This window comes from Capnocytophaga sp. CM59 (assembly GCF_000293175.1).
Classification (GTDB): Bacteria; Bacteroidota; Bacteroidia; order Flavobacteriales; family Flavobacteriaceae; genus Capnocytophaga; species Capnocytophaga granulosa.
On sequence record NZ_ALNN01000028.1, the window covers coordinates 34485 to 61061 of the forward strand.

A 26577-nucleotide genomic window follows, 5' to 3' on the forward strand; every position below is an offset into this window, starting at 1 on the left:
AGAAGATTTGTGTTTTAAAATTCATTTATGAGAAGCTATGAACAGCCTAGAAAGAGAGGGTTACCCCTGCCATGGCATTGATTTCAGCAGCAGGAAAGTAAAGCGGTTTGCCTCCACTATATCGCCCATGGGCTACATACTTCTTATTGAGAATGTTATTAGCTGTCACTGAGAAGAGCACAGACTTACAGATCTTCTCAGGCAAAAGCTCATAAGAGAGATGGAGCGAATGCACGAGGAAGTCGTCCAGCTTGGCGTTGTCCTCATTCTCATTGGTAAGGTAGCGTTCGCCTATATATTTGGAGATGAGGCTCATCTGGAAGTTCTCAAAAGGAATGAAAGTAATGGTATTGCCTACTACCCAGTCCGGAGAGAAGGATATATGGGTTGTACCCAAGTTCACAAACTGATTTGGCTGGTTAGGGTCTTTGGTTTTGTACTCAATATTCTTGTTTTGACTATAAGAGACATTGGGTGCCCATTGCCATTGAGGGCTAAGGAGTACATTTGCATCAACCTCTATACCAGCACGATAGCTTTCTCCACTATTGCGACGAAGAGAATAGCCTGTTTTATTAATATCTCCAGTGAGTACCAGTTGGTCTTTGTACTGCATATAATACAAATTGGCATTGAGTTTTACCTTATCTGTACTATATCGCCAGCCCAATTCGAAGTCATTGACTTTCTCCGCTTTAGGCAGTTCGGCACCTTTCTTCTTGTTCTCAGCATACTCCTTATAATCATTTCGGTTAGGCTCTTTGGTAGCATGAGCAAAAGAAAGATAGAGGGTATGGTCAGGGGCTAAGAGGTAACTGATTCCCGCCTTAGGATTTAGCATAGGGAGTCCTTCGTTGATATCCACTTTTTTAAGATAAGACTTAAATTGCACATACCTATACTGCATGTCGGCAAAGAGGCTTAGCTTAGGCGCTACCTGCCAAGTGAGTTTAGCAAAGGCAGCCGCCTCTTTTTTGTTACCATAGACAGGGGTAGTACTTTCCTTATAAGCTGTGCCTGCATTTTGCGCCCAAAGGGTTTCGTTATAGTGATTACCCTCATATACATTGGCAGACCCTCCTACGATAAAGTCAATGGCATCCTTGCGATAATTGACAGAGAACACACTTCCATAGAAATCGTTGTCCAACTGATAACGAATCACAAAATTTCCTCTGGCATCACCCCAATTGTCCATTTGTTCCCAGTAGCCGCGCCCTTTGGTATAGTGAAAGGAAAGTGTGCTGTGCCAATAAGGATTCCATTTTTCGCTCCAGTGGAGTTGGGCATGGTCTTGCTGGTAGTTATCGGTCTCATTGTCGTAGAAGCGTGTTTGCCCATTGTCCGAATATTTTCCCGCAGGGTTGTAGCGCCTATCCTTTTCCAATTGCTCGGCGGAAATCCCCTTGTAGGTAAGATAAGTTTTTTCCTTGCCGCCGAAGATGAGTCCCTTGATTAAGGTATGTTCGTCGGCATAAGCCCCTTGTAGGAAATATGACTTGAGGTCAGAGGTAGCACGATCTATATACCCATCAGAATTAATCTTGGAGAAACGCCCCATAACCTCAAAACGATCATTGAGTTTGCCAGTGGATAGCTTTACCGAATGCTTATGAGTGGTATAGGAACCCAAATAGTTAGCAATCTCGGCATAAGGCTTTTGGGAAACGGCATCGGTAAGCACATTGAGGCTCGCTCCGAAAGCTCCCGCCCCATTGGTAGAGGTACCCACCCCCCGCTGAAGTTGGATATTTTCGGCAGAGGCGGCAAAGTCCGATAAGTTGTAGAAGAAAACCCCTTGAGATTCCGCATCATTGTAAGGAATTCCATTGATGGTTACATTGGTACGATAAGCATCATTACCACGGATGAACAAGGCAGTAGCCCCGTAGCCACTTCCGTCTTCAGAGACAGAGACCACATTGGGCAGATGGTCTAAGAGCAAAGGCAGCTGTTGGCCTGCATTTTTTTGTTGGATTTCCTTTTTGGAAACGTTGGAGAAGGCCACAGGAGTTGACTTTTTAGCACGTACAGCTTGTACAACCACCTCATCCAAGGCAATAGGTTGCTTGTCAGTTTCCACCTCAGTGGGGACTTCTTGAGCCCATGTGTGAAGAGAGAGAAGTAACGCCCCACACAACCATTCTTTTTTCATTGTAAAGAATATTTTTACAAACGAAGGGGCATCATTTGTCAGATTAAAAAAAGGCTTATTTTTGCTACCCAGGTGCAAAAATAAGCCACTTAAATTATATAGTAATCAGATAGTTTATTTTTCTTTCCTTTGACTGCATTACCAGCCTAAGTTCTATGGGTATAATCTCAGCTTTTTACAGCACCCCTTGAGACGAGCACAAAATTACGAATTGTTTTTGAATAGAAGATATGGTTTAACAATCTGTTTAGAACTTTAAGTAAAAATTTTTGGTAAGTTCTTGATACTCTTGTGTATATTGGTGTCGCTCTTTTTCTATAACAAGGGTTTCTATAAGAGGATTGGCTGTTTTTTGGAAAGAGAAAAGCAGTAAACTACGCTTCAGAGGCGCCTCAGGGGTACCTTGTACCTGTAGTATACGCATGGGATATAGTCCCATAGGCGCGGCGATTTGTATAAAAGCAGTTGCTTCCTTATAAGGAATAACCACAGAAAACACTCCAGTGGGGGAGAGCAGCCTTGCCACACAATAAAGTAGGTCAGAGAAAGGCAGGTGTTCACTGGAGCGAGCACGAGCACGCTCGCTATTGGGAGAGAGCGTTTTTTCAGAGAAAAAAGGCGGATTACTGATGATAAGGTCGTACTTTTCAGGAGCTTCCCAGTGGCGTATATCCGCTGTAACGACCCTGATATGCGGCCAAGGAGAGAGCGAAACATTCTCTTGGCACTCTTGAGCGGCCTGCTTATGGCACTCTATTGCCCATATCTGAGCCTCAGGGAATCGCTGCGCCATCATCAGGGATAAGACCCCATTACCTGCTCCTATATCCAATATACGAGAGGGCGTCTTGGCAGGTGTCCAAGCTCCTAAGAGCACACTATCGGTACCCACTTTCATAGGGGAGTGCTCCTGCGATACTGAAAACTGTTTGAAGCGGAAGATACTCAAGGTGATATACTATTGGTAAGCCTTCTTGATGCGATCCATTTGGCGCTTGTTATCCCTGTCCTTGATCGTTTCGCGTTTGTCGTGTAGTTTTTTACCACGAACCAAAGCAATTTCCATCTTAGCAAATCCCTTTTCACTTAAAAAGACGCGTAAGGGGACTATAGTAAGCCCTGTATTCTTCACTTCCTTGTGTAGTTTGCGGAGTTCCTTCTTCTTCAGTAGTAGTTTGCGCTCACTTTTAGGCTTATGGTTATAATAAGTACCCCAAGCGTATTCCTCTATGGTCATATTGATGACAAAGAGTTCGCTTTTTTCGTTGAATTCGCAGAAGCTCTCCGCAATGGAAGCCTTTCCCAAGCGTATGGACTTAATCTCGGTACCTCTTAGGACGATACCCGCTATATATTTGTCTAAGATTTCGTATTCGAAACGCGCGCGTTTGTTCTGTATATTGACGTTGTTTTGCATAGTTAAAGCAATAGGGAGAGCATAATAAAACACCCTCCTAAATAGAGGGGCAAAGATACGTTATTTTTATGTAAAAACGCTTCTATGTGAATTAAAAGTTGTATTTTTGCACCATTAAAAAAATGTTATTCTTTTAGGAAATAGATCTATGGCACGTGTACTTACTGGTATTCAAAGCACAGGCACCCCACACTTAGGGAATTTATTAGGGGCAATATTACCCGCCTTGCAAATGGCACAAGACACTCGTAATGAGTCTTTTTTGTTTATAGCCGACTTGCATTCACTCACTCAGATAAAGGACGGAAAGCAGCTAAGACAAAACACCTATGAAGTGGCTGCCACTTGGCTTGCCTTTGGCTTAGACTATGAGCGTGTAACCTTCTACAGACAGAGCGATGTGCCCCATACCACTGAGCTGGCTTGGTACTTGTCTTGTTTCTTTCCCTACCAGCGCCTGACCTTAGCCCATTCGTTCAAGGACAAGGCCGATCGCTTGGAGGATGTCAATACAGGGCTGTTCACCTATCCTATGCTTATGGCTGCCGATATACTGCTCTATGATGCAGAGGTCGTACCTGTAGGCAAAGATCAATTACAGCACTTGGAGTTTACCCGCGATGTAGCCTCTCGATTTAATTACCAAATGGGTGAGACTTTTGTCCTACCGAAGGAGAGCATCCGAGAAGATATCATGATTATTCCAGGTACCGATGGAGAGAAAATGAGCAAATCCCGCCGCAACTATATCAATATCTTCCTGCCAGAGAAGGAACTCAAAAAGCAAATCATGTCTATACAGACTGATAGTACCCCCTTGGAGGCACCTAAAGATCCAGAACATTGTAACGTCTTTAGTCTTTATAGGCTTTTGGCTTCTCAAGCGCAAGTTGCACAGATGGCTGAGAATTATAGAGCAGGGAATTATGGATTCGGACATGCCAAAACAGCACTCTATGAGCTTATCTTAGAAAAATTTGCTGAGCCACGTCAAAAATTCGCCTACTATATGGAGCACCTCTCTAAGGTAGATGAGATCCTAAAGCAAGGCGCAGAAAAAGCTACAAAGGTAGCTGAGCAGACACTCAGAAGAGTCAGAGAAAAATTAGGTTATTTGTAAAAAGCAATAAGATGAGAAAAATATTACTATTGTTATCAATTCTTATAGGTATACCTCTTTTGGCACAGACCAAGCAGCACATTAGCTATACGGTCAAAGAAGGAGATACCTTGGAGAATATAGCGAAAGTCTATCGCCTTTCGCCCAATGATATAAAGTCACTAAATCCTGCCTTAGCAGAAAAAGGACTACAAAAGGGAATGATTCTGCTTTTGCCAGGGGAAGAAGTGAGCTATTTTAATAAAAAGCAACCCTCAGGATTTCAGACTCATGAGGTGAAAGACAAAGAAACCCTCTACGGACTGGCACAGAAGTATGGCGTTACTCAGGACGATTTGCGACGCTATAATATAGTGCTATATAAGAAAGAATTACGCAAAGGACAGGAGTTGACCATACCAGTCTATAAAGAAGTTGCCAAGGAGATTACCAAGGGCAAAGAAGGTCTTACTAAGTATGTGGTAAAACCAGGGGAGGGGATATGGCGCATTGCCCAGAACTATGGAATCACTCAGGAGGCTTTGGAGAAGCTCAACCCTAATCTGCCCAATCCGCTAAAAGAAGGTATGGAGATATGGGTGCCAGCAGGGGTAACGGGAGTGCCACAGGTAACTACCGATAAGGCCTTGGTTCTCTACCAAGTAGAGAAAGGAGAGGGCTTCATGAGCTTGGAACGCAAGTTCGGCCTTTCTCAAAAAGAATTAGAGAAACTCAACCCAGAACTTAAGGATGGGATCAAGCTCGAAGCACAAATCTGGATTCCTAAGAGTAATTTCTTAGATTATGTAGCCACTGCAGGACTTTCACAAATAGGTATGGCCAACAATACCGATGCTAATCCCAAAGTAAAAGCAGGTATGCAGCCAGCCAATACCAAAAGAGTGTCCTTCGTATTGCCCTTTAGAGTTAATAGTATCCAAGCAGGTAACATAGCTGATATCAAGGGAAAACTACAAAAAGAAAGGATGACTGCTGTGGCTGCCGACTTTTATTCAGGAGCTTTGATAGCTTTGGATTCTTTGCAGAAAATGGGTTTTTCTCTTACTGTCAATGTATATGATAGCAACGGAAGTGTACAAGGCGTGAAGGCGATTTCCTCCAGTGAAGCACTGAAGAACTCACAAGTGATCATAGGGCCTTTTGCCCCTTCGGCTTTCAATGCCCTTTCAGAGGTAATCACCGACGATAATACCGCTATATTGGCACCGCTCTCCAATAAGAATATAGAGTTGCGCCCCAATGTGTTCCAAACAGTACCCACTATAGAAGTACAACAGAACAGCATGATTAGTTTCATATATCAGAAATACCCTGATGCCAATATCATATTACTTTCAGATGCCAAGAGTAAGGACATGAATGAGAAATTGCAATCATCCTTCCTGCAAGCCAAGAGTGTAGATAATATACAAGGTATACAAAGTGCCTTGGTCAAGGGAGCTACCAATATCGTGTTTGTCTCCTCCGATGATGTCGTTTTCCTTTCCGATGTGATCCGTATTCTATACAATACGGCAGGCATGTCGGCCAAGAATAAGAACTACAACATCATCATGGCAACCTTGGATAAGGGGGATGCCTATGACCATAATAGTATTTCCAATAGCCAACTTTCCGCTTTGAAATTCACCTATCCTGCGGCCAATAGGTATGCAGGGGAGACGAATACCTTTATAAGCAAATATTTCAAAACTTATAAAATATCCCCTAGTAAGTATGCCTTTCGAGGGTTTGATCTTACCATGGATGCAGTACTAAGAACCAGTCTCAGTGGGAATTTCTTAAAAGAGGCCAATATAGGAGAAACCTCTTACCAAGAGAATAAGTTTCAGTACATAAAGAATCCGTCCAAAGGAGGAGGGTATGAAAACCGAGCCGTGTATATACTTCGTTATGAAGATCTACAAATAAGTGAAATTTATTAGAAAATAATTAATAAAATCATAAATAACAAATGAATTAGTAAAAAGGTTCATTTTTTCTTTGTGGAAATCAAAAAATGTTTTACCTTTGCTCCCACGTTAATGAAATTTAATTAGAATTAAAAATCACATTTATGAGAAAGCAAATTCTAGCTTTGACAGCTCTTGTAGCCTTGGGTGCAAATGCTCAAGAATACAACAAATGGTCGGTAGATGTAAATTTTGGTGTTAACAAACCAACTGTAGGATTTACATCAGGATATTCGACAAAGACACCAAGTTTTTGGACACTTAATGGAGGCGTTCGTTATATGTTCAATAACAAATTTGGTTTGAGATTAGGAGGTGGCTATGACAAGTTCGTAGAAGGAAAAAAATCTCCTGAATTTAATTCCAATATTTGGAATGTTAACTTACAAGGAGTGGCTAACTTAGGCCGCGTACTTTCATTTGAAGACTGGACTCGTGATCTTGGCTTGCTAGCACATGCAGGTGTGGGTATAGGACAACTTAAGGGAGACTATATTCCTAAGGCTGACAATATAGGTTTTGTTACTGCAGGTCTTACTCCACAAATACGTCTTAGCAACCGCGTATCTTTGCTAGTAGATGGATCTGTATACTTCTATGCAAGACAAAACAGAACATTTGATGGTCTTTCTGCAACAAACAGACGTGGTTTCCAGACATTAAACTTTACAGGTACTGTTGGTTTGCAAGTAGCCTTAGGAAAGAACCTCGTTCATGCAGACTGGTACAGCCAAGCAGCTGCTGATGGCCAACTTGCTGAGCGTGTAGCTAAAGCTGAAAACAGCGTAGCTGAACTTGCTAAGAGACTTGACAACAAAGAAGATAAGATGGTTGACACCAACGGTAACCGTGTACCTGATGAAGTTGAAAACTACATCAATGAAAAATATGGTAGCTTAGCTAACCAATCTTCTGGTTCATCTGCTCCAACTAACTACACTGGAGAATCTGCTCGTGAGCTTATCGAAAAAGGTTACATCAATGTATACTTTGATTTCAACTCTTCAGAACCTCAGAAATCTTCTTTGTGGGCTGTTGATTTCGTAGCTAACTACTTGAAACAAAATTCAGGTGCTAGCGTGAAAGCAATTGGTTATGCTGACGAAAAAGGCAGTGCAGACTACAACCAAAAATTGTCTAACAGACGTGCTGAAGTAATCAAGAAACTCTTGGTTGATAGAGGTATCAACGCTTCTCAACTTTCTTTCGAAGGAAGAGGTGAAGATAAGACCGTTAATGCAAACTCTGCTAACGCTCGTCAACTTGCACGTCGTGTAACTTTCGAAATAAAATAACTAACTTTCGAAAAAAATAATTAAAAAAATATTTTTAAAGCCACCCCATGGGGTGGCTTTTTTTGTAAAAAAATTTTTTCATATTCTCAGAAAAGTAGTATATTTGCCCCATTGTATTGAACAAAATTTAAGTTTGTTAATTGAGTGTATAATTGTTTGATAATCAATGAATAAACCTATTGAGCCTCCCTCAGTGTATGATGTACTGATCATCCCTTTGCTTATACTAAAAGCTAAGGTGCTTTCTTTTTTCTCTACTTTATCTACTAAAATGATATTACAGAAGACGGAGAAGAAGTATGTTCCTTTGAGAATTTGAGTTTTATTTTCTATTTATTTCCTTACTACTTCATTTCAACAACTAAGATAAATACGAAAATAAAATGAAAAATAAATATATTGACTTAATAGACCAAACTTACTATTTCCCTCAGGACGAATTTACCCTTGAGGGAGATGAACTTCGTTTCCATGATATAGACCTCATGGAATTGGTACGCCGTTATGGGGCGCCACTGAAATTCATGTATCTACCTAAGATTTCAGAGAATATCCAAAAAGCTAAAAAATGGTTTGAGAAAGCCATCAAAAAGCACAAATACAAAGGTGCTTATAATTATTGCTATTGCACCAAGAGTTCCCATTTTAAGCATGTGATGGTCGAAGCTCTCAAGAATGATATCCATATGGAAACCTCTTCGGCTTTTGATATTAATATCATCAATAATCTGATTAATGAAGGGCTGATTACCAAAGAGAATTATATCCTCTGCAATGGATTTAAGCGTGATGGTTATATAGATGGAATAGCCGATTTGGTCAATAGAGGATATGATAGGTGTATGCCTATTATTGATAATTATGAAGAGATTAATCTTTTTGATCAAAAGATAAAGGGGAACTATAATATAGGAATACGTATAGCCTCAGAGGAAGATCCTCGTTCAGAATTCTATACCAGTAGATTGGGAATTGGTTACAAGAATATCGTTCCTTTCTATAATAGAGAGATAAAGGATAATAAAAAGGTGACACTCAAGATGTTGCACTTCTTTATTAATACGGGGATAAAAGATAATGCTTACTATTGGAATGAGCTTCTTAAGTGTCTAAAGGTGTATATTCAGCTTAAGAAAGTAGCCCCTGAGCTTGATAGTCTCAACATAGGGGGAGGTTTCCCGATAAAGACTTCCCTCGCTTTTGAGTATGATTACGCTTATATGGTAGATGAAATCATTCGCCAGATAAAAATAGCTTGCGAACAGGAAAAGGTGCCTGTGCCTAATATATTTACTGAATTTGGAAGTTTTACTGTAGGCGAGGCAGGAGGAGCTATCTATGAGATTATGTACCAAAAACAGCAGAATGATCGTGAAAAATGGAATATGATCAATTCTTCCTTCATCACGACCCTTCCCGATACTTGGGCGATTAATAAGCGCTTTGTGCTCTTGCCTATCAATCGTTGGAATGATGAGTATGAGCGTGTACTCTTAGGAGGGCTTACTTGTGATGGAGATGATTATTACAATAGCGAACAGAATATGAATGCTATTTATCTACCTAAGTATAACAAGAATAAACCCTTGTATATTGGATTCTTTAATACTGGTGCTTATCAGGACTCAATAGGAGGTGTAGGAGGGTTGCAGCACTGCTTAATTCCCCAGCCTAAGATTATTCTTATTGATAAGAATAAGGACGGGGAGATTACCTCTCGCCTTTTCATGGAGCAGCAAAAAGCAGAAGAAATGCTTAAGATATTAGGCTACTGACACTTGTCTCTGATATATTCATATTTTTCAATCTTCTTGCTACTAAGTGTGGCAAGAAGATTCTTTCTTATAGGTACCTACCGATATACTCACTTTGTACAGTGGATTGGGAATAAAAAAATCCCCGATAAGTTTTCGCTTATCGGGGTCTGTTACTTTGTAGCGAAGACGGGATTTGAACCCGTGACCTTTGGGTTATGAATCCAACGCTCTAACCACCTGAGCTACCTCGCCGTTTGTGTTTTCGGGTGCAAAAGTACAACTTTTTTTGATATATACAAAATTATATCTAACATTTTTATTTATAAAAATATAAGTCGTTTAGTACTAAGGATTTGCAATGGATTTTTATATTTGTTAAACTCCTATTTTTGTTTGGTGTTTCTCGATAGAAGTGGTATATTTGCCTATTAAAGAGTTACATATAGAACAAAACTAAAATTCTAAAAGCAAATGAGAAAGATCCTATTTTTTTTGGTATTATTCTTTAGTGCCTTTAGTTATGGGCAGCTAAAACAAACAAAGCTAACTGATGAAGAAGTAAATGTATTAGCAACGAAAACAAGCCAAGGATTTGGAGAGTTTAACTACAATGAGATTAAGAAATATAAGTTGGAAAATATTCTTGCTTATATTGTGGAATTTCAATATGAAGGTAAAACTATTGCAACAACCTTAGTCGATGTTTCTTATACCATAGGAGCTGGTTATTCTTCTTTTAGTTTACCTTTCAGAAGAGTAAATATTTGTTTTAGAACGGCAGATTTACCTAATGAAGTACAGTTTGCTTTGCTGAAAGAAACTACTTCTTTTGGAGAGAATAGTTGGAAGATAGAAAAAAATGAGGCACAACAAGAGTTTCTTTGTCCTAATACAGCTCTTGGAGGAATAGGTCTATTTTATACAGAAGATTCTAAAAAATATACGCTAAATAGTCTTGCAGGAGGTAAGATAAAAATGGTACTTTACAAATTAGAGAAATAGAATAAAGAAAAAATCCGAGTACTTTCGTAGCTCGGACTTTCGTGAAAAAACTAAACAATTATAAGATTATCTTTAATAAGCGAATTACTCTTTTTGTAATTCTCTTTCTCTAGGTCTCTTTTGTAAGGCTGTTTCTAATGAGAAACTTACTTCCTTATTCCGTGTGCAAAGTTACGCATATTTTTTGAAATAGCAAGCAGATGCAAATATAAATATATGTTAAAAATTAAATCAAGAAATTAGAGGCTATATTTTGAGGTTTTTTCAAGGGGGTAAATTTGTTAAGGGTATTATATTTTGAAAAGGTAAAGTGATAAAAATATTAAAAAGCAATTTTCTTATAAAGAAAAGATGTACTTTTGTCCCTAAAACCAATTTAAAAGAAATATGTTATTTTTACAAGCAAATACAGGAACTACAGCGCAGACAACCTCAGAGCTACAAGAGAAAAGTCTCTCTATTATGGATCTGATTTTCAATGGGGGATTGGCCAATACGATTATCATAGGGATTTTATTTCTGATGTTGGCCACTGCTCTTTATATCTATTTTGAAAGAACTTTTGCCATTAGCTCGGCCAAGCGAATAGATGCTAATTTTATGAATGCTATTCGTGACAACATCTCCTCTGGGCGTATAGAAGCCGCCAAGAATCTTTGCCTTCAGTACAATAGTCCAGTGGCACGTCTTGTGAGCAAGGGAATCTCTCGTATTGGAAAGCCTATTGATGATATTCACAAGGCTATAGAGAACACAGGTTCTTTGGAGGTATATAAGTTGGAGAAGAATGTTTCTTTGCTAGCCACCCTTGCTGGGGTCGGGCCTATGATAGGTTTTTTGGGTACAGTAGTAGGGATGGTCATGTCCTTCCATGCTATGGCTACCAGTGGGGGACAGGCCGATATGAGTATCTTGGCGGGCGGGATCTATACAGCGATGACCACCACCGTAGCAGGGCTTATTGTGGGAATTATAGCTTATTTGGCTTATAACCACTTGGTAATGCGTATTAACAATGTTACTCAAAAGCTGGAAGCCACTACGGTTGATTTCTTGGACATGTTGAACGAACCAATTTAGTAATAATGAGTATCAAGTCAAGCAATAAAGTAACTCCCGAATTTAGCATGTCCTCTATGACGGACATTGTCTTTCTATTGCTTATTTTCTTTATGCTTACCGCCTCTAACAATCCTAAGGTATTGGATATGCTACTGCCTAAAGCACATGGCAAATCCTCAAGCTTTCAAAATGTATCGGTAAGTATCAATAAGGATTTGCAATATTTTGTCAATAACAAACAAGTGGAACCCTCTCAGATGGAGACAGAGCTCAAGGCAGCCCTCTCTGGAGTGGAAAACCCTACCATTATCCTAAGAGTCGAGGAGAGTGTGCCTATAGAAAATGCAGTATCTATTATGGATATAGCCAATCAGAATCAGTACAAACTTATCTTAGCCGTACGACCTAAGTAATATTTTATGATATTAAACACAGTGCATAAGCAGAAGTCTTTCGCTATTACGCTGGTAATTATGATTTTAATTGTCTTAGTGTTACTTGTAGCGAAACTTACCAATGCTATTATTATCCCTGAAGAGCAGGAGGGAATTTCCATCACTTTTGGAACAGATAAGATGGGGATGGGGGAAATTAATCCTCCTAAGCCTACCCAGACGGCCGTAGCAGCAGAACAGCCTGTAGAAGAGGCTACAAAAACACAGGAAACCCCCACTCAGGAGCCTGTACTTGCTCAGGACAATACAGAGGAGGAAACCGTGGTGCTACCTAAGGAAGAGGTGAAAAAAAAGAAGGAAATACCTAAGGAGACCAAGCCTAACCCTAAGAAACCGCAGAAGCTAGCTGCTTCTACCACCGATGCGCTTTCAAGTGTTTTAAATGCTTCTACCAAGCAGCCTCAGTCAGGTACTGGTAATGGCTCTCAGGGCGATGATAACACACCAGGCTACAAGGGTGATCCCAAAGGGAATCCCTATGCTAGCAGTTTTTACGGAGATAGTAGCGAGGGTTCAGGGCAAGGCAGCGGTAAGGGCTGGGGACTTAATGGTCGTAAGTACATAAGTGGGGAGAAAGTCTACCAAGATTGTAACGAATCAGGCATGGTCGTTGTCCAGATTGAAGTGGATCGCTCAGGTAAGGTCGTTCGTGCCAAAGCAGGAGAAAAAGGTACAACTAACAAGGCTCCTTGCCTGCTCGATGCTGCTAGAAAATCGGCTATGACCTATCGCTTCAATGCCGATGAGAAAGCTCCCCAAACGCAGATAGGTTTTCTCTCTATTCGTTTCAAGTTAGGAGAATAGAGTGAAAACGGTTTTTCTTAGTTTTTTATTTTAGAAAGACTATGTGTTTCAATTTGTTTTTTTTGTAAATGTATCATATAAAAGACTTTTTTAATTTTTTTACGTTGATTTAGGTTAATTCATTAATTTGCATTACATTTGTATCATTGTAAAAAGAATGTTTAATACACTACAACCCGATGGCATATATTGATTATTATAAGGTTTTAGGCGTAGATAAATCCGCTTCTTCTAAAGATATTAAGAAGGCTTATAGGCAACTTGCCCGCCTCTACCACCCTGATATGAATCCTAATGATAAGACAGCCGAAGAGCGATTCAAGCAGATCAATGAGGCGTATGAGGTCTTAGGTAATTCCAAGAATAGGGCTAAATACGATAAGTACGGTAAGGATTGGCAACAGAGTGAAGCTTTTGAAAATGCTCAAAGACAGGGCAGAAACCCTTTCGGTAATGGTTTTGAAAGCGCTACTTATACCAATGCTAGTGATTTTTCAGACTTCTTCAAGGAGATATTTGGCCAAGAGGCTGGTTTTGGAAGAGGAAATTATGGCTCGGCTTACGGAAAGTTCAAGGGGCAAGACCTACAGACGGAACTGACCCTTTCCCTCAGAGATGCCGCAACTACCCAGCCCAGAACCCTTACAGTTAATGGAAAGACCATTCGTATTACCCTGCCTGCGGGTATTCAAAATAACCAGCAGATAAAACTCAAAGGCTATGGAGGTGAAGGAGTCAATGGGGGGCCTAATGGTGATTTGTATATCACCTTCCAGATATTGCCAGACCCTACCTTTGAGCGAATAGGCAACGATCTGAAAACGAAAGTTACTATTGATATGTATACAGCCATTCTCGGAGGAGAGGTGCAAGTCTCTACCCTTTCGGGAAAAGTGAAGCTAAAGGTAAAACCCGAAACCCAACCAGGCACTACCGTAAGGCTCAAGGGTAAGGGCTTCCCTGTATACAAAGGAGGTACCTTCGGTGACTTGTTCGTCACTTACAATGTAGAACTCCCTAAGGGGTTGACTGATAAGCAAAAAGAACTTCTCGAACAAATGCGTAAATTACAAGCAAATGGAACAACCGCTTAAAATATCAAAGACTAAAGTCATTAGGCTCTATAAGATCAAATCGTCTTTCTTCAATGCCTTAGTGGATAATGGATTGATAAAGACAGAGGTTATTGATAGGGTAACCTATGTACATTATGACCAGCTACCAGCACTTGAGCGCTTTGTCAATTGGCACTATGACCTTGAGATCAATGTCCCTAGTATCCAGATTATCCATCGCCTTTTGGAGCGGATAAGGGTCTTACAAGAAGAAAACCAAAAACTAAGAAGAAAATAACAACCCAAAAATCAAAAATCTAATGATGAAAAAAATCGCTTTTCTATGTGCCTGCTTGTTACTACTAGCAGGCTGTGGTCGCTCTCTGCCAGTGGTTAAGGGAGATAGCCTAGTTATTTCAGAGGAAAGAAAACTCCCCGCTTACACTCAAATCAGGCTGGAATGTGGGGCAGATCTAGTACTTACACATGGCCAAGTAGGGAATATTACTATTAAGGCCTCTCAGAATATGGCGCCTTATGTGATAACAGAGGTGTCTAGCGGAGTGCTTACAGTGAAAATGTCGCCCGATTTCGCGTACCAATTTACAAAAAAGTTGGAGATTTGTATTCCTGTAGATGACTCGCTAATAGAAATTGCTGTACATGGTTCAGGTGATATCAGTTCTCATGAACAATTGCAGGTTAAGAACCTCTCTTGCAAGGTTTTGGGCAGTGGTGATATGCTGCTCTCTTTACAGGCTGAGTCTCTATCTTTTTCTGTTAAAGGTAGTGGTGATATCAAAATCAAAGGAACCACCCAAGATCTTAGTGTAGACATAGCAGGCAGTGGCGACTTTGATGGTGATGCACTTCAGGCCAAGCAAGCAACCGCTTCTATTAGAGGCTCTGGCGATGTGGATCTCTTTGTTACCGAACAGCTTTCAGCAGATATCCGAGGCTCAGGGGATATTACTGTCAAAGGAAATCCTAAAAAGATAGATGTGCAAACCAAAGGTAGTGGTAGGGTAAGATACCTATAACTATACTTCACTGCGCTTCTTTAGAAAGGAAATCAGCAAAATCCCTACACTGACAAAGATACTAAGGCGTGCTATGTAATCTCCATAACGTACATAAGTGGTCAGCTCATTATTGGCCAAAACAGTACCCCTTAGCGCACCTTTTTTTCCATAATCCAAGGAGCTGATGATTTCCCCACGTTGGGAGATAAAGGCGGAAATACCTGTATTAGCACTTCGGGCTATACTCTTGCGGGTCTCTATGGCTCTTAGGCGCGTATAGCTTAGCAGTTGTTTGTATCCTTGGGTATCCCCCCACCAAGCATCATTGGTTAGGACGCCTAAGAATTGAGCGCCTTGCTTTACATATTTGCCTACATATTCTCCATAGATAGATTCGTAACAAATCACAGGAGCTACCTTCTGCTCGGCTAAGGAGCTTAGCACACTGGGGGTCTTTTGGGTAGTCTTTACCGCAACTGTTCCCCCTAGGTCTATCATGATATCTCCTAAGATAGGTTTTAAGAGAGATTGCAGGGGCATATTCTCTACCCCAACAACTAATTTTGACTTGTGGTGAAAGCCCATAATCCCAAAGGAGTTGAGCAGAAAGGCACTATTATAGTCATTGAACCAATAGTTCTGTACAGGGTTATAGTTGGTTTGTGGGGCTATCTTACTTTTGTCTGTAACTACCTCGTAGATAGCAGCTCCCATTATCCAATTGAGCTGTGGATGTGCTTCTAAGAATGTATGTAAGGGGGGTAACTCCTTGCTTTGTGATATATCCTCTAATCGGTAGACGCCTTGCGAGATGACCGTCTCAGGAGTGAGCACAAAGTGGGTGTTTTCAGTAACGCCTTCCTTGGCAAGGGTAAGCAATAGTGCTATAGTTTCCTCATTGGAAAGGCTGTATTTCTCCTCATAGGGGTCTATATTGGGTTGCAGAGCAACCACCTCTATAGGGGTGCCTCTTTCCTTATAGCTAATATATATGCCCCAAGAGAGCGCTATAGGCAGTAATACTAGCAGACTTATTTTGGCTATACGCTTGTAAAACAATCTTTTATCCTTTGTCTCTAAGAGGAGGCGTAACGTGTGAAATAGTAGTATATTGACCAGTAGCACCCAAAGGCTTCCGCCGAAAATTCCCGTATATTCGTACCATTGTATCCAAGTGATATTTTCAGAAAAGACATTTCCTAAAGAGAGCCAAGGCCAAGAAAAATCCCAATGGTGATGGAATTTCTCAAAGGCTATCCATATGGTAATGAGGAAGATACTACTTACTTTTGCCGTATTTCGCTTTGCTACCAAGTGATAAATAAGGAAAACCAGACTCATCAGCAGGCTATTGACCAAAAGGGCAAAGAGCGCCCCCACCACTGTGGAGTTCCATATCCACCAAGTGGTGAGAGTATTCCACAGAAGAAAGCTAAGATACGAGAGGAGGAACACCTTTCCCTTGGACGCTTTTCCCCTGCTGCGTAACTGGTATTCTACTAACAGTAAGGGTACCCAAGCGACAAAAACAAACAAGGAAATACCATAAGTAGGCCAAGCGATGGCTAATAAGATGCCTGAAAGAAGGGCTAAAAGGAGATGCTTCATGTCAGTTGAGAAAAATATCTTTTTTAAGAATGAGACTTTAGGAATGTTTTTACCTTTTCCAAATAGGGGTAGGGCGTGATGTCCTCCCTGAAGAAGGGGATAAGAGAGCGTAGCTGCTCATACCATAGCTTGGTAGTGGTAGAGAGTTTGTCTTTATATCCCAGAATATCAATAGCTTGTGCTATTGTGATGGCTTCTATGGTCATCACTTCAAAGGTGTTTTCTATGACCTTGTGAGTAATAGTTGCGGCATTGGTACCCATGCTTACAATATCTTGATTATCATTGTTATTGGGGATACTATGCACGTACATAGGGAAAGAAAGTGTTTGGTTTTCAGCAGTGGTAGAGGTAGCGGTGAATTGTATTCCCTGCATACCGAAGTTGAATCCTAATTTTCCAGCATTGACAAAGGCGGGTAGGATTTCATTGATTTTTGGGTTAAGCAGATAGTTCAGCTGTCGCTCACAGAGCATACACAGTCGGGTAATAGCTATCTTGAGTTTGTCCATCTCTAGGGAGATATAATCCCCGTGGAAATTTCCTCCATGATATACTTGTTGGGATTTGAGGTCGGTAATAGGATTATCACTTGCCGAGTTGAACTCATGGGTTACTACTTCCTTTGCATAATCAATAGTGTCATATATAGGCCCTAGGATTTGGGGAAGACATCTGAGAGAATAGTATTCTTGTACCTTTTCCTTGAAGACAGTTTCCTTATGTTCGCCCTTATATAGGTGTTCACTGCGCTTTTTGGTTAGCTGACTGTCCACTAAGTAGTTACGCATTCTCTGGGCGATAAGCTGTTGCCCACGGTGCTTTTTAGCAGCATTAAGCTCTTGGGAAAAATGGTCGTCATAGGTCTGTACTAATTCGTTGATGGCCACAGAGAGCTTCACAGACCAGTCCAGTAGCAGCTGTGCATAATGGATATTAACCGCTGCAATACCAGTCATTACCGAGGTACCATTCATCAGAGCGATTCCCTCACGCAGGTGAATCTTCAAGGGTGAGAGTCCTTCTTCGGCAAAAACCTCTTGGGTAGGGCGTCTTTTCCCTTTGTAGAAGACTTCTCCTTCACCGATTAGCACTAAGGCCAAATGGGCTAACTGTACCAAGTCTCCACTGGCACCTACGCTCCCATGCTGGAAGATTAAGGGGGTGATGTCCCTATTGATAAGCTCTTTCATTAGGTGAATGAGGGAAGGGTGTACGCCTGATTTTCCTAATGAAAGCGTATGAAGCCTACATAGAATGGCCGATTTTACGATTTCGGGAGAGAAATAAGCACCCATGCCTGAAGAATGGCTACGGATGATGTTATATTGTAAGGCCAATTGGTCTTTATCCTCTATTCGGTACTGTGCCATGGGGCCAAAGCCTGTATTTACTCCATATATAACCTTATTCTTGGAGAATTCCTTTAGGAAGTGATAGCTATCACTTACGATTTTTTCGGTTTCAGGGGAGATTTCTACTTTTTTATGGTTGAAGATGACATTGATAAAATCTTCAAAAGAGTTGGCATGTTGTCCCATTGCTTTAAGTTCTTTTACAAACAGCAGCAAAATTAAGGAATAATAGGCTATTTTGCAAGGGGAGTAAAGGATTTATTTTTAGGGACAAAAAAACTCAGTTTTCCAAACACAGCACTCAAAACTTTTTTGTACATTTGCCCTTTCAATAGGATAATTGTAACCAAATGAAGAAGCTATGGCTTTTATTTTTATATCTTTTACCGCTTTGTTCTTGGACACAGGAAAAGATGTATATAGATAGTGAGGGCAATACTACAACTAAGGACAAGGCCAAACTTTATCGGGTCATCTCTGAAAAGGACGGACGCTATCATGTAAAGGATTTTTTCTTGGACGGAAAACTCCAAATGGACGCTTATGCTACTAAAAAGGACTTTAGAAGTATAGAGGAGCTTATAGGCAAGTTTTCTTTTTATTTTGAAGATGGTAAGATAGAAATACAAGGAGAGGAGGAAAATGGAAATCTCTCTTACAAAGTGTATGATCCCAAGGGACGTATAAATACATTCTATAACAAAACAGGAGAGGATACTTATATAGAGACCTATAATTATGCTGATAATGCTTATGTGAAGGGGAAAAAAGAATTTAATGTAGTGTATTATCAGGAAAATGCGAAGGTAAAGAAAAGAATACAGTTTGAAGAGGATTTAAAAAAGGCAAGAATAGAGAGTTTCTATGAGGGAGAGGACAATGTATTACTAAAATACTATGATGAAAGGGGAAAACTCATAGGCTCTCGTTATATAAAAGGAAATGAAGCTCAAGCAGGCATAGAAGTAGAGTACTATCATACACCTGCACAAGTAAAAGCAATTACCCAATGGGATGCAGTAGGAAATATTGTGGAGGATAAGGTATATTATCGCTCAGGAAAGCTATTTTCACGTAGAAAAGAGGACAAAAAGAATACAACAATTACTTTCTATGATGCAAAAGGAAAAAAAATGAGCGAACTTACTTACAAATATGGCGAACCTTACCAAGGTACAGCCTATAGCTTGGACGAAGAGGGACTATTGGAAGAGAAAATTGTGTATAAGTTGGGGCATATAGAACAAAGTATTGTTTACTACAAAAATGGAAATATCAAACAGCAAACCGACTATAGTATCCATCATGACATAGATAAGATTACTTATTATAATAAGGATAAAACAACCAAGGGAGAATTGCTTTTCAAAGAGGGGGCTTGCTATAGTGGCTATCTCTACAATGATTTGGAGGAAAATGATAGTTATGTACTCTACAAAGCTGGAGAATTTGTAGCTCTTAAACAGATAGACGAGAATAATATACTTAGGTATTATAAGGAAAAACAAAAAGATGGTCAAATGAAAGCCGAAATATATAATGAAAAAGGCGAAAAATCTTATATATATACCATTACAAGAACTGAAAATGCCAATTCAGATGATGAAAATACTGTTATAGATTTCAAACAGTATGAAAATGGTAAAGAAATAAATAAAGGAAGTATAAAAAATAAAATATTGCAACAGGGAAGTATCAAGCTAAAAAACAGATGGGACGAAAGTATAGAATATTACTACAAAGTAAAGGATAAAAAGATTGTAATGGATTATATGATTAACGGAAAAGTACTTAAAACAATCTCTCTTGATGCTAATTTTAGTAGTTTTGGGGATCGTTATCTCAATCATATAGAAGAATTTTTTATTACAGAGGACAACTTTGATCCTTATGTAATGATTCCTAATTATATATTTGACACTAAGAACAGTACTCTCATAGAACACTAAAAGCGTTTTACTCTAATCCTATTTTTACAATAAATGGACAGATGGTTACTTAAAAATAGAATGAGGTATACAATAATACAGATAACCACATTCTTTTTTGTAATATTAAATATAACTTTTGCAATAGCACAAGATAAGGATACGCTATACGTACAAGAATATCCTCATAAGTGGTGGGTAAAGGCTTTTATTCCTAATAAGATGCTTACGATCTTACATGACAAAAAAATCTATAATCCCACTTATCCTCAGAACATAGGAGTAGGGGTGGGCTTGCGTAAGATTATAGGTATGAATCTATTGGTATCTTTCAGTGTATTCCCTTTAAAAACGGATACAGATTTGTCTTCCTCCATTACTGATTTCCAAATGCACAAATACGGCAAGAAGCTACTCTTAGACGGCTATTACCAAGATTACCGAGGCTTTTTTACCCAGAGGAAACAAGATGGAAAGAAAGTATATACCCTTTTCCCAAACCTTACTGTAAAAAGGTGGGGGCTTGATGGGACTTATGTGTTGTGTAACAAACGATTTTCCTTACGTGCTGCCTTCGAGCAGAGTGAAAGGCAGATCAAGTCGGCTGGGAGTCTACTCTTAGGTAGTGGATTCTATTAGCATAAGATTGTGCCAGATGCTTCTCAGCAGCAGAGCCTTCCTAAGGCTTTTGATAACTACCAAATGGGAGCTAATATAGGCTATGCCTATTCGTGGGTGGTCTCTCCCCGCTGGTTGCTCGCGGGTATGGTATCAGCAGGGGTGAATTTTGGTAACAATTCGGAAGTTTTAGCCTGGCATAACCTAAGGGCTTATCCTGCGAGTATCGGTAGGCTTACCCTGAATTACAATCGTGAGGATTGGTCGTTTGCCCTTACAGGAATATTTAATAACAAAATGGTCTATGCACCTAATGCACAATCTTTTGCCTTGCTTGCTCCTACCACACAATTTACAATTACCCGACATATAAGATAACAACTGATAAGAAATGATAAAAAAAATCTTTAAAATAATAGCCATTACTTTCCTTATAGGCATATTGGCCATTGCAGGAGTGGGTTATTACATATTATTTTACCCCAATACTTCCTTTCAGGAGCAGCAAAGGGTATTCTATATCCCCTCAGGGAGTGATTATTCCTATATCTCCGAGAAACTCTATACAGGACTTTCCAACCCGACGACCTTTTATTGTGTAGCTCGCGCTATGAAATACACCGAGCATGTACGTGCAGGTCGCTATGTGATTCGCAAGGGAATGAATAACCTACAGCTGGTACGTATGCTTAGGAATCTGAGCCAGCCTGTGAAAGTTTCTTTCAATAACCAAGACCGCCTACCTCTCTTAGCACAACGTATCTCTAAGGAGATTGAGGCCGATAGCACTTCCCTAATGAATGCTTTCCTCAATCCTTCTTTCCTTGCCGAAAGTGGGACAGACTCTCTTAATATATTGGGACACTTTATACCCAATACCTATGAGTTCTATTGGGATACCTCGGCCAAGGCGTTTGCTGAGCGAATGCAGAAGGAATACAAAGCCTTTTGGAATGAAAAAAGACGTGAAAAAGCAACTGCTCAAGGGCTAACCCCTGAGCAGGTGATGATATTGGCCTCTATCGTTCAGAAAGAAACCTATATGACTGATGAAAGGCCTACCATAGCAGGGGTGTATCTCAATCGGCTAAAGGAGCGAATGCCCCTACAGGCCGACCCTACCGTGGTTTATGCGATCAAGGAGACTACAGGCAACTATGATACCATCATCAAGCGGGTGTATATCAAGGACACACAGATAGCCTCGCCCTACAACACTTATCAGATTCAGGGCTTGCCGCCTGCACCTATTGCTATGCCTGATATTTCTTCTATAGAGGCGGTACTATCCCCCAAGGAGCATGAGTATCTTTTTTTTGTAGCCGATACGGCACGTATTGGCTACCACAAGTTTGCCCGCACCCTACAAGAACACAACAAGAACCGCCAAGCCTATAGGAAGTGGTTAGACAAGAGGTTAATGACTAATGACAAGTGACTAATCACTAACCACTAACTACTAACTACTGACCACTAACCACTAACTACTGACCACTAACCGCTAACAACTGCTGTGCTGCTTTTTCAATCACAGAGCGAGGGGAGGCCAAGTTGATACGCATAAAGCCAGTACCTTCCTTGCCGAATACACTACCATCTACCAAGGCCAAGTGTGCCTGATTGGTACAGAGGGAGACCAATTCTTTTTGAGAAAGCCCTAACTCTCTGAAATCCAAGAACACCAAGTAAGAGGCTTGAGGGACTATATATTTTACCTTAGGCAGGTGCTGGTCAATATATTGGGTAAGGTAGTTGATATTTCCTTGTATGTAGCTCAAGAGTTGGCTGAGCCATTCTTCGCCTTGCTCATAGGCAGCTACTGTGGTTTGGAAAGCAAATACATTCCCGTCAGTGAGCATGTAGCCTACTGTTTTGTCCAAGAATTTCTTTCTTACTTCAGCATTTGGGATAACAGCATAAGCGCTGGCCAATCCCGCCATATTGAAAGTTTTGCTGGCCGAAGAGAAGGTAACACAACTTTCGGCTACTTCCTTGGAAAGGGTTGCCAAAGGTGTATGTTGGTAGGGGGGAAGAGTCAGGTCGGCATGAATCTCATCGGAAATCATCAAGACTTTATGCTTGAGGCAAATAGAGGCCAATCGCTCTAACTCGTCCTTAGTCCATACGCGCCCTCCAGGGTTGTGAGGATTGCAGAGGATAAAGAGTTTGCAGGTCTTTGCTTTTTCTTCAAAATCCTCAAAATCAATCTGATATTGTTCGTCCTTGAGCAGTAGGGGATTGGTAACTACCTTGCGCCCTGTATTACGGATTGCAGCTGCAAAAGGGTAATATACAGGTGGTTGGATAAGTACAGGGTCACCTACTTGGGTGAAAGCCTCCACAGCCATTACGATGGCAGGCACCACCCCAGGGACGAAAGAAATCATCTCTTTGGTAATTGCCCACTGGTGACGCCTTTGTTGCCAATCTATAATGGACTGATACCAAGCATGGGGCTTTTCAGTATAGCCAAAGATCTCACATTCTATACGTTTCTTTATGACCTCTACAATGAAAGGCGGGGTTCTAAAGTCCATATCGGCCACCCACATAGGAATCAAGTCCTCACGCCCCCAGCGAGGGAGCAGCGCCTCCAATTTTAGCGCATCGGTACCTCTTCGGTCAATAATCTCGTCAAAATTATATTTCATAGGTTAAAGATGTTTTCTAAGCTACTAAAAAGACAATGTCCTTGACTACCTCCTTCTGTAGGTATTCGTTAAGCATGGTCACCAGTTTGCTTTTCCCATAGTTTAAATCCTCCCGAAGGCCGGTATTGTTCAGGGTAACATACAGCTTGCTGCCTTGTAGGCGTACACTCACGGTATATTTCACGATGGGCGCCCCTACGACCTCCACCCAAGCCTCTTTGACACGTACTTTGTCAATCCCATAGTTCAGGCGGTATCGCTTGAAGATCGCCAAGATGACGTCTTTCAAGGAAGTTTCACTATTATATCTTGTAGTATAATGGCTCATTTTTTTGTTTACAAAGGTAGTGATATTTTTTGACAAAGGGAAAGAAAACAACACAAAAATACAGCCCAAGAAAAAACTGCGAAAAAATTTGGATACTACCAAAAAAAGCCTTATTTTTGCCGAGTTTTTTAACAACTATTACACCAATGATAAAAATTACACTGCCTGACGGTTCTGTCAAGGAATATAAGAAGGGAACAACCCCAGCTGAAGTAGCTCAAAGTATTAGTGAAGGCTTGGCACGTAATGTAATATCGGCCAGCTTCAATGGTAAAACAATTGAGACAGCCACGCCCCTTACCACGGACGGTAGTTTAGTGTTATATACTTGGGACACTCCCGAAGGAAAGAAGGCCTTTTGGCACTCTTCCGCCCATATCTTAGCCCAAGCTTTGGAGGAACTTTACCCCAATATCAAGCTTACCATAGGCCCTGCTATTGCCAATGGGTTCTATTATGATGTGGATTTCAACGGAAATACAATAACAGACAAAGATTTCCCTGCCATAGAGGCCAAGATGCTGGAGATTGCTCGTGGCAAGCATGAGTTCAAGATGCGCCCTGTGAGTAAGGCCGAAGCCCTCTCTTACTATGAGGGAAAGAACGAATACAAAACAGAACTTATTGAAGCCTTAGAAGACGGCACTATCACTTTCTGTGATCATAGTACCTTCACCGACCTATGTAGGGGAGGGCACTTGCCCAATACAGGCTTTGTAAAAGCGGTAAAAATCCTTAGCGTAGCAGGAGCTTACTGGCGTGGCAATGAGAACAATCCACAGCTTACACGTGTGTATGGGATCTCCTTCCCTAAACAAAAGGATCTGACCGAATACCTCACTCTTTTGGAAGAGGCCAAAAAGCGCGACCACCGCAAGCTCGGTAAGGAGTTGGAACTCTTTACTTTTTCCAACAAGGTAGGACAAGGATTACCCTTGTGGTTACCTAAAGGAGCAGCACTCAGAGAGCGATTGGAAGCCTTCTTGCGCAAAGCACAGAAACAAGCAGGTTACGAACAAGTAGTAACTCCGCATATTGGTCATAAGAACTTATATGTAACCTCAGGCCACTGGGAGAAATATGGTAAGGATAGTTTCCAACCAATAGCTACCCCGAACGAAGGTGAGGAATATTTGCTCAAACCGATGAACTGTCCGCACCACTGTGAGATCTATAACTCTCACCCATGGAGCTACAAGGACTTGCCTAAGCGCTTTGCCGAGTTCGGTACCGTATACCGCTACGAGCAGAGTGGGGAATTGCATGGACTCACTCGTGTGCGCTGCTTCACTCAGGACGATGCGCATATCTTCTGTACACCAGAACAGCTTGATGCTGAGTTCAAGCATGTGATAGACTTAGTACTCTATGTGTTTGGTTCCTTGGGCTTTGACAACTTTACCGCTCAGGTATCCTTGCGCGATCCTGAGAACCTCTCCAAGTACATAGGTTCCGATGAGAATTGGGCAAAGGCTGAGAATGCGATTATCAATGCTGCTAAGGAAAAGAACCTTACTTATGTGATAGAAACAGGCGAAGCGGCTTTCTATGGCCCTAAGCTTGACTTTATGGTGAAAGATGCCCTTGGTAGAAGCTGGCAGCTGGGAACCATTCAAGTGGATTATAACCTACCTGAACGCTTTGACTTGTGGTATAAGGGAGCCGATAATGAGCTACACCGCCCTGTGATGATTCATCGTGCACCGTTTGGTAGTATGGAGCGCTTTGTGGCCATTTTGCTCGAACACACCGCTGGTAACTTGCCTCTTTGGTTGGTACCAGAACAGGTCAATATCCTTTCTCTTAGCGAGAAATACGAGGGTTATGCCCAAAAGGTAGCCCAACTTTTACAAGAAGCTGATTTGCGTCCTCATGTAGATAACCGCAATGAGACCATTGGTAAGAAGATACGCGAAGCAGAGACTCAGAAATACCCTTATATGCTTATTGTAGGGGAGGAAGAGGAAAAGAATGGCACCCTTTCGGTACGTCGCCACGGGGGAGAGGACTTGGGTACTATGAAAATAGCCGATTTCATCACCCTAATACAAGAAGAGATCAACAAGAATATAAAACCTTTCTCAACAGAAGTTTAACTTAAAACACAATAGCCATTAATACGAGAGTACCCAACACGAAGAGCACAAGTGACGAAAAGACCTCACACCGCGTGAACCGAGATATACGCGTTCCCGAAGTGCGTTTGGTAGGAGATAACGTGGAAACAGGTGTATATCCTACAAAAGAAGCCTTAAAGCTGGCTGAAGAATTGGAATTGGATTTGGTAGAAATCTCTCCCAATGCCCAACCTCCTGTATGTAAAATCGTAGATTACAAAAAGTTCCTCTACGAACAGAAAAAACGTGCCAAGGAGTTAAAGGCCAAGGCTACTAAAGTGGAAATCAAGGAAATACGCTTCGGCCCTCAAACCGATGACCATGATTATGAGTTCAAAAAGAAACATGGTGAGAAGTTCCTCAAAGAGGGGGCTAAGGTGAAGGCTTATGTGTTCTTCAAGGGGCGTTCTATCGTCTACAAAGACCAAGGTCAGGAGCTATTGCTACGCTTGGCAGTGGATTTGGAAGAGTTCGGAAAGGTAGAGCAGATGCCAAAACTCGAAGGAAAGCGTATGACTATGTTCATCGCTCCGGTGAAGAAAAAATAAAAAAGATAACAGATATTTCATCATTAATTTTTAAGTAACAAATGCCAAAGATTAAAACTAAATCCAGCGCTAAAAAACGTTTCAAACTAACGGGCTCTGGTAAAATCAAAAGAAAGCACGCTTTCAAAAGTCACATCTTGACTAAAAAAGCTAAAAAACGTAAGTTAGCTCTTACACACGCTACCCTTGTTCATACCAATGACGAGGCAAGCGTAAAGAAACAATTAGGTTTAAAATAATTGTTTCTAAGGTAAATTAATTGTCTCACCTTGGAGTATGGCTCAAAAAGAACGTAAAGTCGCCTACTACAAAAAAAAATTAGAAATTT

At 40.8% G+C, this 26577-nt stretch carries 23 protein-coding genes, 1 tRNA gene, 1 pseudogene and 1 riboswitch; of the genes and pseudogenes, 17 read left to right on the plus strand and 8 right to left on the minus strand.

Annotated features, from left to right (window positions below; genetic code table 11):
* Window positions 1–46: 46 nt before the first annotated feature.
* The 3 genes from HMPREF1154_RS07465 to smpB all read right to left on the minus strand — a co-directional run bounded on the left by HMPREF1154_RS07465 (window position 47) and on the right by smpB (window position 3572).
* Complete coding sequence (locus HMPREF1154_RS07465; RefSeq protein WP_009641984.1) at window positions 47–2155, minus strand: TonB-dependent receptor; 2109 nt, start codon at window positions 2153–2155, stop codon at window positions 47–49.
* Window positions 2156–2262: 107 nt separating this feature from the next.
* A riboswitch (TPP riboswitch) is annotated at window positions 2263–2353 on the minus strand.
* Between the two features lie 49 nt (window positions 2354–2402).
* On the minus strand, window positions 2403–3053 hold the full coding sequence (locus HMPREF1154_RS07470) for a tRNA1(Val) (adenine(37)-N6)-methyltransferase (RefSeq protein ID WP_050999710.1): 651 nt from the start codon (window positions 3051–3053) through the stop codon (window positions 2403–2405).
* Between the two features lie 60 nt (window positions 3054–3113).
* Window positions 3114–3572: an SsrA-binding protein SmpB gene (gene smpB, locus HMPREF1154_RS07475; protein WP_009641955.1), complete on the minus strand. Its 459-nt coding sequence runs from the start codon at window positions 3570–3572 to the stop codon at window positions 3114–3116.
* A gap of 148 nt (window positions 3573–3720) precedes the next feature.
* On the opposite strand from smpB, the gene trpS reads away from it, so the two are divergent.
* The 4 genes from trpS to HMPREF1154_RS07495 all read left to right on the plus strand — a co-directional run bounded on the left by trpS (window position 3721) and on the right by HMPREF1154_RS07495 (window position 9714).
* A complete protein-coding gene (gene trpS / locus HMPREF1154_RS07480; protein ID WP_009641987.1) occupies window positions 3721–4692 on the plus strand; it encodes a tryptophan--tRNA ligase in 972 nt (323 codons plus the stop codon).
* 11 nt (window positions 4693–4703) lie between these two features.
* A complete protein-coding gene (locus tag HMPREF1154_RS07485) occupies window positions 4704–6617 on the plus strand; it encodes a LysM peptidoglycan-binding domain-containing protein (protein WP_009641994.1) in 1914 nt (637 codons plus the stop codon).
* Window positions 6618–6748: 131 nt separating this feature from the next.
* Window positions 6749–7939: an OmpA family protein gene (locus HMPREF1154_RS07490; RefSeq protein WP_009641988.1), complete on the plus strand. Its 1191-nt coding sequence runs from the start codon at window positions 6749–6751 to the stop codon at window positions 7937–7939.
* Between the two features lie 383 nt (window positions 7940–8322).
* Entirely contained in the window at window positions 8323–9714 is a 1392-nt protein-coding gene (locus tag HMPREF1154_RS07495) for a decarboxylase (protein WP_009641962.1), read from the plus strand.
* Between the two features lie 160 nt (window positions 9715–9874).
* Here HMPREF1154_RS07495 and HMPREF1154_RS07500 read toward each other — a convergent pair.
* A tRNA-Met gene (locus HMPREF1154_RS07500) sits at window positions 9875–9948 on the minus strand.
* 219 nt (window positions 9949–10167) lie between these two features.
* On the opposite strand from HMPREF1154_RS07500, the gene HMPREF1154_RS07505 reads away from it, so the two are divergent.
* From HMPREF1154_RS07505 to HMPREF1154_RS07535, 7 genes are all read left to right on the plus strand, one after another.
* Window positions 10168–10698 carry a hypothetical protein gene (locus HMPREF1154_RS07505; RefSeq protein WP_016419233.1) on the plus strand — a complete coding sequence of 177 codons (531 nt, stop codon included), beginning with the start codon at window positions 10168–10170 and terminating at the stop codon, window positions 10696–10698.
* Window positions 10699–11085: 387 nt separating this feature from the next.
* A complete protein-coding gene (locus HMPREF1154_RS07510) occupies window positions 11086–11778 on the plus strand; it encodes a MotA/TolQ/ExbB proton channel family protein (RefSeq protein ID WP_034567114.1) in 693 nt (230 codons plus the stop codon).
* Window positions 11779–11783: 5 nt separating this feature from the next.
* Complete coding sequence (locus tag HMPREF1154_RS07515) at window positions 11784–12173, plus strand: ExbD/TolR family protein (RefSeq protein WP_034567116.1); 390 nt, start codon at window positions 11784–11786, stop codon at window positions 12171–12173.
* Between the two features lie 6 nt (window positions 12174–12179).
* On the plus strand, window positions 12180–13019 hold the full coding sequence (locus HMPREF1154_RS07520; protein WP_009641982.1) for a hypothetical protein: 840 nt from the start codon (window positions 12180–12182) through the stop codon (window positions 13017–13019).
* A gap of 179 nt (window positions 13020–13198) precedes the next feature.
* Complete coding sequence (locus HMPREF1154_RS07525) at window positions 13199–14113, plus strand: DnaJ C-terminal domain-containing protein (RefSeq protein WP_009641965.1); 915 nt, start codon at window positions 13199–13201, stop codon at window positions 14111–14113.
* On the plus strand, window positions 14097–14372 hold the full coding sequence (locus HMPREF1154_RS07530; protein ID WP_009641964.1) for a chaperone modulator CbpM: 276 nt from the start codon (window positions 14097–14099) through the stop codon (window positions 14370–14372). Before HMPREF1154_RS07525 ends, HMPREF1154_RS07530 begins: the two co-directional genes overlap by 17 nt.
* A 22-nt stretch (window positions 14373–14394) precedes the next feature.
* Window positions 14395–15114, plus strand: a complete 720-nt coding sequence (locus HMPREF1154_RS07535) for a head GIN domain-containing protein (RefSeq protein ID WP_009641970.1) — start codon at window positions 14395–14397, stop codon at window positions 15112–15114.
* Here the strand turns inward: HMPREF1154_RS07535 and lnt are convergent, their stop codons facing one another.
* Both lnt and hutH read right to left on the minus strand, forming a co-directional pair.
* Window positions 15115–16704 carry an apolipoprotein N-acyltransferase gene (gene lnt, locus HMPREF1154_RS07540; protein ID WP_009641973.1) on the minus strand — a complete coding sequence of 530 codons (1590 nt, stop codon included), beginning with the start codon at window positions 16702–16704 and terminating at the stop codon, window positions 15115–15117.
* A gap of 23 nt (window positions 16705–16727) precedes the next feature.
* On the minus strand, window positions 16728–18245 hold the full coding sequence (gene hutH / locus HMPREF1154_RS07545; protein WP_009641976.1) for an HAL/PAL/TAL family ammonia-lyase: 1518 nt from the start codon (window positions 18243–18245) through the stop codon (window positions 16728–16730).
* A gap of 164 nt (window positions 18246–18409) precedes the next feature.
* Here hutH and HMPREF1154_RS07550 point away from each other — a divergent pair, with 164 nt between their 5' ends.
* The 3 genes and pseudogenes from HMPREF1154_RS07550 (at window position 18410) to mltG (ending at window position 22043) form a co-directional block, all read left to right on the plus strand.
* Window positions 18410–20008 (plus strand): hypothetical protein, encoded by a 1599-nt coding sequence (locus HMPREF1154_RS07550; protein WP_009642008.1) that lies wholly within the window; start codon window positions 18410–18412, stop codon window positions 20006–20008.
* A 60-nt stretch (window positions 20009–20068) separates the two neighbouring features.
* Window positions 20069–20983 (plus strand): annotated as a pseudogene (locus HMPREF1154_RS13735) (DUF4421 family protein).
* A 13-nt stretch (window positions 20984–20996) separates the two neighbouring features.
* Window positions 20997–22043, plus strand: coding sequence for an endolytic transglycosylase MltG (mltG, locus tag HMPREF1154_RS07560; protein WP_009642013.1), 1047 nt, complete (start codon window positions 20997–20999; stop codon window positions 22041–22043).
* Window positions 22044–22089: 46 nt separating this feature from the next.
* Here the strand turns inward: mltG and HMPREF1154_RS07565 are convergent, their stop codons facing one another.
* Entirely contained in the window at window positions 22090–23256 is a 1167-nt protein-coding gene (locus tag HMPREF1154_RS07565; protein ID WP_009641947.1) for a MalY/PatB family protein, read from the minus strand.
* 16 nt (window positions 23257–23272) lie between these two features.
* Window positions 23273–23584 (minus strand): DUF721 domain-containing protein, encoded by a 312-nt coding sequence (locus HMPREF1154_RS07570; protein ID WP_016419245.1) that lies wholly within the window; start codon window positions 23582–23584, stop codon window positions 23273–23275.
* 146 nt (window positions 23585–23730) lie between these two features.
* On the opposite strand from HMPREF1154_RS07570, the gene thrS reads away from it, so the two are divergent.
* From thrS to rpmI, 3 genes are read left to right on the plus strand one after another with little or no spacing between them, the layout of a single operon-like run.
* Complete coding sequence (gene thrS / locus HMPREF1154_RS07575) at window positions 23731–25680, plus strand: threonine--tRNA ligase (RefSeq protein WP_009641956.1); 1950 nt, start codon at window positions 23731–23733, stop codon at window positions 25678–25680.
* Window positions 25681–25697: 17 nt separating this feature from the next.
* The gene (infC, locus tag HMPREF1154_RS07580) at window positions 25698–26249 is read left to right on the plus strand and encodes a translation initiation factor IF-3 (RefSeq protein ID WP_074698849.1); all 552 of its coding nucleotides are present in this window, start codon (window positions 25698–25700) and stop codon (window positions 26247–26249) included.
* 41 nt (window positions 26250–26290) lie between these two features.
* A complete protein-coding gene (rpmI, locus tag HMPREF1154_RS07585) occupies window positions 26291–26488 on the plus strand; it encodes a 50S ribosomal protein L35 (protein ID WP_009641953.1) in 198 nt (65 codons plus the stop codon).
* Window positions 26489–26577 lie beyond the last annotated feature (89 nt).

What these genes read in the sequence shown, in the direction of transcription:
- thrS (WP_009641956.1), top strand. Translation starts at nt 23,731, where the DNA reads ATGATAAAAATTACACTGCCTGACGGTTCTGTCAAGGAATATAAGAAG.
- HMPREF1154_RS07510 (WP_034567114.1), top strand. Translation starts at nt 11,086, where the DNA reads ATGTTATTTTTACAAGCAAATACAGGAACTACAGCGCAGACAACCTCA.
- lnt (WP_009641973.1), bottom strand. Translation starts at nt 16,704, where the DNA reads ATGAAGCATCTCCTTTTAGCCCTTCTTTCAGGCATCTTATTAGCCATC.
- smpB (WP_009641955.1), bottom strand. Translation starts at nt 3,572, where the DNA reads ATGCAAAACAACGTCAATATACAGAACAAACGCGCGCGTTTCGAATAC.
- HMPREF1154_RS07490 (WP_009641988.1), top strand. Translation starts at nt 6,749, where the DNA reads ATGAGAAAGCAAATTCTAGCTTTGACAGCTCTTGTAGCCTTGGGTGCA.
- HMPREF1154_RS07520 (WP_009641982.1), top strand. Translation starts at nt 12,180, where the DNA reads ATGATATTAAACACAGTGCATAAGCAGAAGTCTTTCGCTATTACGCTG.
- HMPREF1154_RS07485 (WP_009641994.1), top strand. Translation starts at nt 4,704, where the DNA reads ATGAGAAAAATATTACTATTGTTATCAATTCTTATAGGTATACCTCTT.
- mltG (WP_009642013.1), top strand. Translation starts at nt 20,997, where the DNA reads ATGATAAAAAAAATCTTTAAAATAATAGCCATTACTTTCCTTATAGGC.
- HMPREF1154_RS07570 (WP_016419245.1), bottom strand. Translation starts at nt 23,584, where the DNA reads ATGAGCCATTATACTACAAGATATAATAGTGAAACTTCCTTGAAAGAC.
- rpmI (WP_009641953.1), top strand. Translation starts at nt 26,291, where the DNA reads ATGCCAAAGATTAAAACTAAATCCAGCGCTAAAAAACGTTTCAAACTA.
- HMPREF1154_RS07515 (WP_034567116.1), top strand. Translation starts at nt 11,784, where the DNA reads ATGAGTATCAAGTCAAGCAATAAAGTAACTCCCGAATTTAGCATGTCC.
- HMPREF1154_RS07470 (WP_050999710.1), bottom strand. Translation starts at nt 3,053, where the DNA reads ATGAAAGTGGGTACCGATAGTGTGCTCTTAGGAGCTTGGACACCTGCC.
- HMPREF1154_RS07530 (WP_009641964.1), top strand. Translation starts at nt 14,097, where the DNA reads ATGGAACAACCGCTTAAAATATCAAAGACTAAAGTCATTAGGCTCTAT.
- HMPREF1154_RS07495 (WP_009641962.1), top strand. Translation starts at nt 8,323, where the DNA reads ATGAAAAATAAATATATTGACTTAATAGACCAAACTTACTATTTCCCT.
- HMPREF1154_RS07550 (WP_009642008.1), top strand. Translation starts at nt 18,410, where the DNA reads ATGAAGAAGCTATGGCTTTTATTTTTATATCTTTTACCGCTTTGTTCT.
- hutH (WP_009641976.1), bottom strand. Translation starts at nt 18,245, where the DNA reads ATGGGACAACATGCCAACTCTTTTGAAGATTTTATCAATGTCATCTTC.
- HMPREF1154_RS07505 (WP_016419233.1), top strand. Translation starts at nt 10,168, where the DNA reads ATGAGAAAGATCCTATTTTTTTTGGTATTATTCTTTAGTGCCTTTAGT.
- HMPREF1154_RS07525 (WP_009641965.1), top strand. Translation starts at nt 13,199, where the DNA reads ATGGCATATATTGATTATTATAAGGTTTTAGGCGTAGATAAATCCGCT.
- HMPREF1154_RS07535 (WP_009641970.1), top strand. Translation starts at nt 14,395, where the DNA reads ATGATGAAAAAAATCGCTTTTCTATGTGCCTGCTTGTTACTACTAGCA.
- trpS (WP_009641987.1), top strand. Translation starts at nt 3,721, where the DNA reads ATGGCACGTGTACTTACTGGTATTCAAAGCACAGGCACCCCACACTTA.
- HMPREF1154_RS07565 (WP_009641947.1), bottom strand. Translation starts at nt 23,256, where the DNA reads ATGAAATATAATTTTGACGAGATTATTGACCGAAGAGGTACCGATGCG.
- HMPREF1154_RS07465 (WP_009641984.1), bottom strand. Translation starts at nt 2,155, where the DNA reads ATGAAAAAAGAATGGTTGTGTGGGGCGTTACTTCTCTCTCTTCACACA.